This window comes from Sphaerisporangium dianthi (assembly GCF_042654065.1).
Classification (GTDB): domain Bacteria; phylum Actinomycetota; class Actinomycetes; order Streptosporangiales; family Streptosporangiaceae; genus Sphaerisporangium; species Sphaerisporangium dianthi.
The window spans coordinates 45,281-52,281 of record NZ_JBHSFP010000044.1 but is presented as its reverse complement, the minus strand read 5'-3'; the positions used below and the strand labels follow the sequence as shown (position 1 = coordinate 52,281).

The 7,001-nt window shown below is 74.5% G+C and carries 7 protein-coding genes; 5 read left to right on the top strand and 2 right to left on the bottom strand.

Annotated elements, in window-relative coordinates; translation table 11 throughout:
• From ACFO60_RS37000 to ACFO60_RS36990, 3 genes are all read left to right on the top strand, one after another.
• Positions 1-444 (top strand): acetyl-CoA carboxylase biotin carboxyl carrier protein (locus ACFO60_RS37000; protein ID WP_380850783.1); only part of this gene is annotated, 444 nt, incomplete at its 5' end.
• A gap of 35 nt (positions 445-479) precedes the next feature.
• Positions 480-1,838 carry an acetyl-CoA carboxylase biotin carboxylase subunit gene (locus ACFO60_RS36995; RefSeq protein ID WP_380850780.1) on the top strand — a complete coding sequence of 453 codons (1,359 nt, stop codon included), beginning with the start codon at positions 480-482 and terminating at the stop codon, positions 1,836-1,838.
• Positions 1,839-1,916: 78 nt separating this feature from the next.
• A complete protein-coding gene (locus ACFO60_RS36990) occupies positions 1,917-3,215 on the top strand; it encodes an RNA polymerase sigma factor (RefSeq protein ID WP_380850777.1) in 1,299 nt (432 codons plus the stop codon).
• Positions 3,216-3,252: 37 nt separating this feature from the next.
• On the opposite strand, the gene ACFO60_RS36985 is transcribed toward ACFO60_RS36990, so the two are convergent.
• Positions 3,253-3,873 carry a TetR/AcrR family transcriptional regulator gene (locus tag ACFO60_RS36985; RefSeq protein WP_380850774.1) on the bottom strand — a complete coding sequence of 207 codons (621 nt, stop codon included), beginning with the start codon at positions 3,871-3,873 and terminating at the stop codon, positions 3,253-3,255.
• 127 nt (positions 3,874-4,000) lie between these two features.
• On the opposite strand from ACFO60_RS36985, the gene ACFO60_RS36980 reads away from it, so the two are divergent.
• Entirely contained in the window at positions 4,001-5,047 is a 1,047-nt protein-coding gene (locus ACFO60_RS36980; protein ID WP_380850771.1) for a hypothetical protein, read from the top strand.
• 134 nt (positions 5,048-5,181) lie between these two features.
• Positions 5,182-5,763: an NUDIX hydrolase gene (locus tag ACFO60_RS36975; protein ID WP_380850768.1), complete on the top strand. Its 582-nt coding sequence runs from the start codon at positions 5,182-5,184 to the stop codon at positions 5,761-5,763.
• A gap of 146 nt (positions 5,764-5,909) precedes the next feature.
• Here ACFO60_RS36975 and ACFO60_RS36970 read toward each other — a convergent pair whose 3' ends face one another.
• Positions 5,910-6,893, bottom strand: coding sequence for an aldo/keto reductase (locus ACFO60_RS36970; RefSeq protein ID WP_380850765.1), 984 nt, complete (start codon positions 6,891-6,893; stop codon positions 5,910-5,912).
• Between the last annotated feature and the right edge of the window lie 108 nt (positions 6,894-7,001).

The window sequence follows — 7,001 nt, the reverse complement described above, 5'->3', positions numbered from 1 at the left end:
GCCGGCCCGGCGCCGCGGCGCAGGATCACCGTCTCCACCGCCACCCTGGCCGTCGCCGTCGAATGGGCGGCCGCGCCGCGCGCCGCCGGCGACCCGGCCCGCGCACCGGACGGGCCGGCCGCCCGCTGCGCGCACCCCGGCGGGCCGGCCGCGGCCGCCGCCCCGGCCCCGGACGGCGCGGCGGACGCCGACGGCGCCGTCGTGGTCACCTCGCCGATGGTCGGCACCTTCTACCGCGCCCACGAGCCGGGCGCCGCGCCGTTCGTCGAGGTCGGCGACCTCGTCGAACCCGGCCAGCAGATCGGGATCGTCGAGGCCATGAAGCTCATGAACGCCGTCCAGGCCGAGCACGGCGGCCGCGTCAGCGAGATCGTCGCCGCCGACGGCGCGCCGGTGCAGTACGAGGAGCCGCTGCTGGCCCTGGTGCCGCACGGCGGCCACTGACCCCGCACCCGCCACCGCCCGCAGCCTGGAGCGCCATGTTCACCACAGTTCTGATCGCCAACCGGGGCGAGATCGCCCTGCGCGTGCTCCGGACGTGCCGCGAGATGGGAATCCGCACGGTGGTCGCCCATTCCACGGTGGACCGCGACACCCCGGCGGTGCGCCTGGCCGACGAGTCCGTCCAGATCGGGCCGGCCACGCCACGGCGCAGCTACCTCAACCCGGCCGCGATCATCGCCGCCGCCCTGCAGACCGGCGCCGACGCCGTCCATCCCGGATACGGATTCCTGTCGGAGAGCGCCGAGTTCGCCGAGATCTGCCAGGCGCACGGCCTGACCCTGATCGGCCCCCCGCCACAGGTGATCGCGCGGCTGGGCGACAAGGTGTCGGCAAGGGAGTTCGCCGTGGCCGCGCGCCTGCCCGTGCTTCCCGGCGGCGCGGACCCCGCGGGCGGCGCCACCGAGGCGGCCCGCACCGCCGACGCCGTCGGCTACCCCGTCGTGATCAAGGCCGCGGCGGGCGGCGGCGGGCGTGCCATGACCGTGGTGCACGAGCCCGCCGAGTTCGCCCGCGCGTACGCCGCCACCCGCCGCGACGCCCTGGCACTGTTCGGCGACCCCCGGGTGTACGTGGAGCGGTATCTGGACGCGGCCCGGCACGTGGAGGTGCAGATCCTCGCCGACGGCCACGGCAACGTCGTCCACCTGGGCGCGCGCGACTGCTCGGTGCAGCGGCGCCGGCAGAAGCTGATCGAGGAGACCCCGCCGCCCAACCTTCCCGCGGCGACCGTCGAGCACCTGGGCGAGCTCACCGTGCACGCCGCCCGCGCCGCCGGGTACGTGGGCGCCGGCACCTTCGAGTACGTGCTGGACGAGCACGGCGCCTGCTACTTCATCGAGGTCAACTGCCGGCTGCAGGTGGAGCACCCCATCACCGAGATGGTGACCGGGATCGACCTGGTGCGCGAGCAGATCCTCGTCGCGGCCGGGAGGCGGCTGACGCTACGGCAGAGCGACATCGTCCCCTGCGGGGTGGCCATCGAGTGCCGGGTCAACGCCGAGGACCCCGCCCGCGGGTTCCTGCCCACCCCCGGGCTGATCGAGCGGTTCGTCCCGCCGGGCGGCCCGTTCACCCGGGTCGACACCCACGCGGCCGCGGGCCTGCGGATCACGGCCGACTACGACCCGCTGATCGCCAAGGTGGCGGTGTGGGCGCCCACGCGGGCCCAGGCGCTGGCCCGCGCCGACCGGGCGCTGGAGGAGACCGTCGTCCAGGGGCCCGGCCTGCGCACCGGGCTGCCCTTCCTGCGGGAGGTGCTGGCCCACCCGCTGTTCCGGTACGCCAAGCACACCACCTCCCTGGTCGAGCAGATGATGTCCACGCCGATGAGCTGAGCGCGCGCCCGTCCGGGACGGGCCGGAGGCGGGCCCCGGTTTGCGGGGGTGGCGCGCAAGATGCTCTGATAGGTGGCCATGGCGGTTTCGGAGGCGCATCGGGCGATCGACCAGGTGTGGAGGGCCGAGGCGGCGCGGGTGACGGCCGGCCTGGCCCGCGTCGTGCGCGACGTCGGCGTCGCCGAGGAGCTCGCCCAGGACGCCCTGGTGGCCGCGCTGGAGCAGTGGCCGCGCGAGGGCGTCCCGCGCAACCCCGGCGCCTGGCTCATGGCCGTCGGCAAACGCCGCGCGATCGACCTGATCCGCCGGCGCGAGCGCCTGGAGCGCAAGGTCGACGAGCTCGGCCACGACCTGCTCGCCGGCGGCCAGGACGACGACGCGGCCCTGGCCGCGCTGGAGGGCTCCCTCGACGGCGGCATCGAGGACGACATGCTGCGCCTGGTGTTCACCGCCTGCCACCCGGTGCTCTCCACCGAGGCGCGGGTGGCGCTCACCCTGCGCATGCTGGGCGGGCTGAAGACCGAGGAGATCGCGCGGGCGTTCCTGGTGGGCGAGCCGACCGTGGCCCAGCGCATCGTGCGGGCCAAGCGCACGCTGTCCGACGCCCGTGTCCCCTTCGAGGTGCCGGCGGGCGCCGAGCTCGCCGGCCGGCTGTCGTCGGTGCTGGAGGTCATCTACCTGATCTTCAACGAGGGGTACACCGCCACCGCCGGCGACGACTGGATGCGGCCGGCGCTGTGCGAGGAGGCGCTGCGCCTGGGCCGTGTCCTGGCCGGGCTGATGCCCCGCGAGCGGGAGGTCCACGGGCTGGTCGCGCTCATGGAGATCCAGGCGTCCCGCTCGGCCGCGCGGGTCGGCCCGTCGGGGGAGCCGGTCCTGCTGCTGGAGCAGGACCGCGGCCTGTGGGACCGCGCCGCCATCGGGCGCGGGCTGGCGGCTCTGGAACGCGCCGAGGCGATCGGCGCCGCCCCCGGCCCCTACACCCTTCAGGCGGCGATCGCCGCCTGCCACGCCCGTGCCGCCGAGGCCGGCGGCACCGACTGGGTGCGCATCGCCGCACTGTACGAGGCGCTGGTGCGGCAGGTGCCCTCTCCGGTGGTGGAGCTGAACCGTGCGGTGGCCCTGGCGATGGCCTTCGGCCCGGAGGCGGGCCTGCGGCTGGTGGAGGAGCTGGCGGGCGATCCGGCGCTGAAGGGCTACCATCTGCTGCCGAGCGTGCGCGGTGATCTGCTGTTCCGCCTGGGCAGGACCGCCGAGGCCCGGCGGGAGTTCCAGCGCGCGGCCTCCCTCACCCGCAACGACCGTGAGCGCACCCTCCTGCTGGCCCGCGCCGCAGCCTGCGTCCCTGCGGACCCTCGGCCCGGGACCGGGCCTTGACGCGGGTCGCGCCCGTTCGGTGCGATTCGCCGGCCCTTCAGCGTGGCGAGCGCGACGCGGCCGCGTCGAGCGCCGGCACGAGCGGAGTCAGCGCGGCCCGGACAAGGTCAGGCAGCGACCCGGACGGCACGACGAAACCCGGCATCGACGGCAGCGCGCTCGTGGATCGCAGCCACTGCCGCAGCGCCACCCTGGCGGCCGCGCCGACGGCGGCGGACAGCACCTGGGCGGTCAGGCGCTCGATGCCCGGGCAGCGTCCGGTGATGGCTTCCGCGAGCGGAGCCTCGATCGCGGTGACGGTGTCGACGTAGCAGGCGCGCAGAGCGGAACTCGAGGCGATCATCAGTAGCGCGTCGCGCGGATGATCGCCCGAATCGGTGTGAAGCTCCACGACGGCCTCGACGACGGCGTCGCCGAGGCCGGCCTCGGGCGGCCGGGCGGCCACGGCCGCCGCGACGTGTGCCGCGCGGTCCGCGGCGATCGCGGCGACGATCGCCTGCTCGCGGCTCGAGAAGTAGTTGTTGTAGGTCCTGGGCGAAACCCCTGCCGCCTCGGCGATGTCCTCGACGCGGACGTTCTCGGGTCCGCGCTCCAGCGCGAGACGCAGCGCCGCCACCTGCAGCGCCTCTCGGGTGGCCCGCTTCTTTCGTTCACGCAAGCTCGATGGGCCGGTCACGGTGTCGACTCTGCCACAGGTGATGCGTCCACGCAAAATTGCGCGCACGCAAGTTTCTGCTACCGTCGCTGCGTACCCCCTCGGACCACCCCAGACCGAAAGGACCGGCATGCGAGCCAAAGGCATCGCCTACGACACCGGCTTCGTCAGCGACGGCGTCAACTCGCTGGAACGCTTCGACCACACGGTGGTCCGGCGCGAGCTGACCATCATCCGCGACGACCTGCACTGCAACGCCGTCCACATCGTCGGCGGCGACCCGCGGCGCCTGGAGTTCGCCGCCCGCACCGCCGCCGAGCTCGGACTGGAGGCCTGGTTCTCGCCGTACCCGCTGGACCTGGAACCCGGCCGGATCCTCGCTCTGCTCCTGGACTGCGCCGAACGGGCGGAGCGACTGCGTGCGGCGGGAGCCGAGGTCGTGTTCGTCGCCGGCGTCGAAATGAGCATCATGAACCGGGGGTTCATCGAAGGCGACCGTCTCGGCGACCGTCTCGGCCGCCTGCTGGCCGGCCCGGACGGCCGCGCCGAGCGCATCGCCGAGGTCCGCTCCCGCCTCGACCGGTTCCTGCGCACCGCCGTGGCGGCGATCCGCGAACGCTTCCACGGAAAGGTCACCTACGCCGCGATCCCGTTCGAGGGCGTCGATTGGGACCTGTTCGACTTCGTCACCCTCGAACTCATCCGATCCGCCGAGGTCGCCGAGCGGTTCCGCGACGGCGTGCGCGATCTCGTCGCCCAGCCCAAGCCGGTCGCCGTCACCGGCTTCGGCACCGCGACCTGGCGCGGCGCGGGCGACGTCGCACCACGCAGCATGGAGATCCTCGAGTACGATCCCGTCACCCGCGCGCCGCTGCGACTGAACGGACCGTACGAACGCGACGAGGCGGGCCAGGCGCGATACCTCCGCGAGCTGCTCGACATCTTCGACAGTGAGGGCGTCGACAGCGCCTTCGTCCACCTCTTCGCGCTCTACGGCTTCCCCCACCGGCCCGACGGCGATCCCCGTGACGACCTCGACCTCGCCAGTCTCGGGATCGTCAAGGTCCTCGAGGGCCGCACCGGCGACACCTACCCCGACATGCCCTGGGAGCCGAAGGCCGCCTTCGCCGCGGTCGCCGGGCACTACGCCCGCCCGCACGTGCGGGCGAACCCGTAGTCCCCGCTTCCGGACGCCGGGCCTCGTCAATCGGATTGCCCGGGCGGGGGGCGGTGTGCGAGCCTCGGCGGGTTCGCCGGTGCGGGCGACGACCGGCGGCCGCGCACCGGGCGTCTTGCGGCAGGGGGAATGACATGGGCGACGTCGTGGACCCGTCGGATCCGCTGGCCTGGGTGCTGGCGCGCCACCGGCCCTCGACCGCGCAGGAGGCCGCCGATCTCGAACGGGCCCGGGCGCTTCCGGCGGCCGGTGATCCCTGGGGCCGCTCGACGGCGCTGCACGTGACGGTGTCGGCGCTGATCCTGCACCCGCCGACCCACCGGGTGCTGCTGCGCTGGCACGCCCGCCAGGGCGCCTGGCTGCAGGTCGGCGGGCACGCCGATCCGGGCGAGTCCGACCCGCTCGCCGTCGCGCTGCGCGAGGGCCGGGAGGAGACCGGCCTGGCCGACCTTCGGCCCTGGCCCGCGGGCCAGGACGCCGAGACCGTGCACCTGGTGATCGTCCCGGTGACCGCGGGCGCCCGCGAGCCGGCCCACGAGCACGCCGACCTGCGGTTCCTGCTGGCCACCGGCTCCCCCGAGGCGGCCCGCCCGGAGAACGCCGAGGCGCCGCTGCGCTGGCTGACCATCCCGGAGGCGATGGAGGCGACCACCGAGGCCAACGTCCGCGAGACGCTGATGCGCGCCGGGCGCCTCCTCGACCGGAGCCGGTCCTGACCGGCTCGGCCGATCCGGCTCACCTGGCCGGCCTGACCTGTGCGGCGCGGGTCCGCCCGCGCCCGGCCGGCAGGACCGCCGATCCCGGGCCGGCGCGGCGGCGTCGCGGCCGCCCAGGTCAGGAGATGTAGGTCAGGAGGGACGGGTCAGGAGGTGATGCGGGGGAGGGTGGCCGCGGGATAGCGGTCCCCGGCGACGGCGCCCTTGGGGGCGGCCTTCTCCAGGGCGGCCAGCTCGTCGCGGGTCAGCGCGATGTCCAGCGCGGCGACGTTCTGCTCGAGGTAGGCGCGCCGCTTGGTGCCCGGGATGGGCACGACGTCCTCGCCCTGGATGAGCACCCACGCCAGGGCCAGCTGGGCGGGGGTGACGCCCTTGTCCCGCGCGATCTCCTCCACCCCGGCGGCCAGAGCCCGGTTGGCCGTGAAGTTCTCGCCCTGGAAGCGCGGGTTGGAGGCGCGGAAGTCGGTGGCGTCCAGTTGCCCGGCGCTGGTGATCGCGCCGGTGAGGAAGCCGCGGCCGAGCGGGCTGTAGGCGACCAGGCCGATGCCGAGCTCGCGGAACAGCGGCAGCAGTTCGTCCTCGATGTCGCGGGTGAACAGGGAGTACTCGTACTGCCCTGCGGTGATCGGGTGGACGGCATGGGCGCGGCGGACCTCGGCGGGGGCGGCCTCGGAGATGCCGAGGTGGCGGACCTTGCCGGCGGCGACGAGCTCGGCCAGCGCGCCCCAGGTCTCCTCGATCGGCACCGAGGGGTCGACGCGGTGCTGGTAGTACAGGTCGATGTGGTCGACGCCGAGCCGCTGGAGGGAGGCGTCGCACGCCTGCCGCAGGTAGCCGGGGCGGCCGTTGACGCCGACGCGGGTGCCGTCCGGCCGGCGCTCGACGCCGAACTTGGTGGCCAGGACGATCTCGTCCCTGCGCCCGGCGATCGCCGTGCCGACCAGCCGCTCGTTGGTGAACGGGCCGTAGATGTCGGCGGTGTCCAGGAAGGTGACGCCGAGGTCCAGGGCCCGGTGGAGGGTGGCGGTGGACTCGCCGTCGTCGCCCTGCCCGTAGAACTCGCTCATGCCCATGCAGCCGAGTCCGAGAGCGGAGACGGTCAGGCCCTGGCCGAGGGTGCGCTGTTTCATGCCGGGTCCTCCTCGATGCCGCGGCGGTGCCGGCGGGCACGCGGCGTGTCCGCGCGTCCCAGTCTTGCCACTGGAGTGCGCTCCAGGTCAACTCCAGGCATCCGGCTT

What these genes read in the sequence shown, in the direction of transcription:
- ACFO60_RS36995 (WP_380850780.1), top strand. Translation starts at nt 480, where the DNA reads ATGTTCACCACAGTTCTGATCGCCAACCGGGGCGAGATCGCCCTGCGC.
- ACFO60_RS36990 (WP_380850777.1), top strand. Translation starts at nt 1,917, where the DNA reads ATGGCGGTTTCGGAGGCGCATCGGGCGATCGACCAGGTGTGGAGGGCC.
- ACFO60_RS36980 (WP_380850771.1), top strand. Translation starts at nt 4,001, where the DNA reads ATGCGAGCCAAAGGCATCGCCTACGACACCGGCTTCGTCAGCGACGGC.
- ACFO60_RS36975 (WP_380850768.1), top strand. Translation starts at nt 5,182, where the DNA reads ATGGGCGACGTCGTGGACCCGTCGGATCCGCTGGCCTGGGTGCTGGCG.
- ACFO60_RS36970 (WP_380850765.1), bottom strand. Translation starts at nt 6,893, where the DNA reads ATGAAACAGCGCACCCTCGGCCAGGGCCTGACCGTCTCCGCTCTCGGA.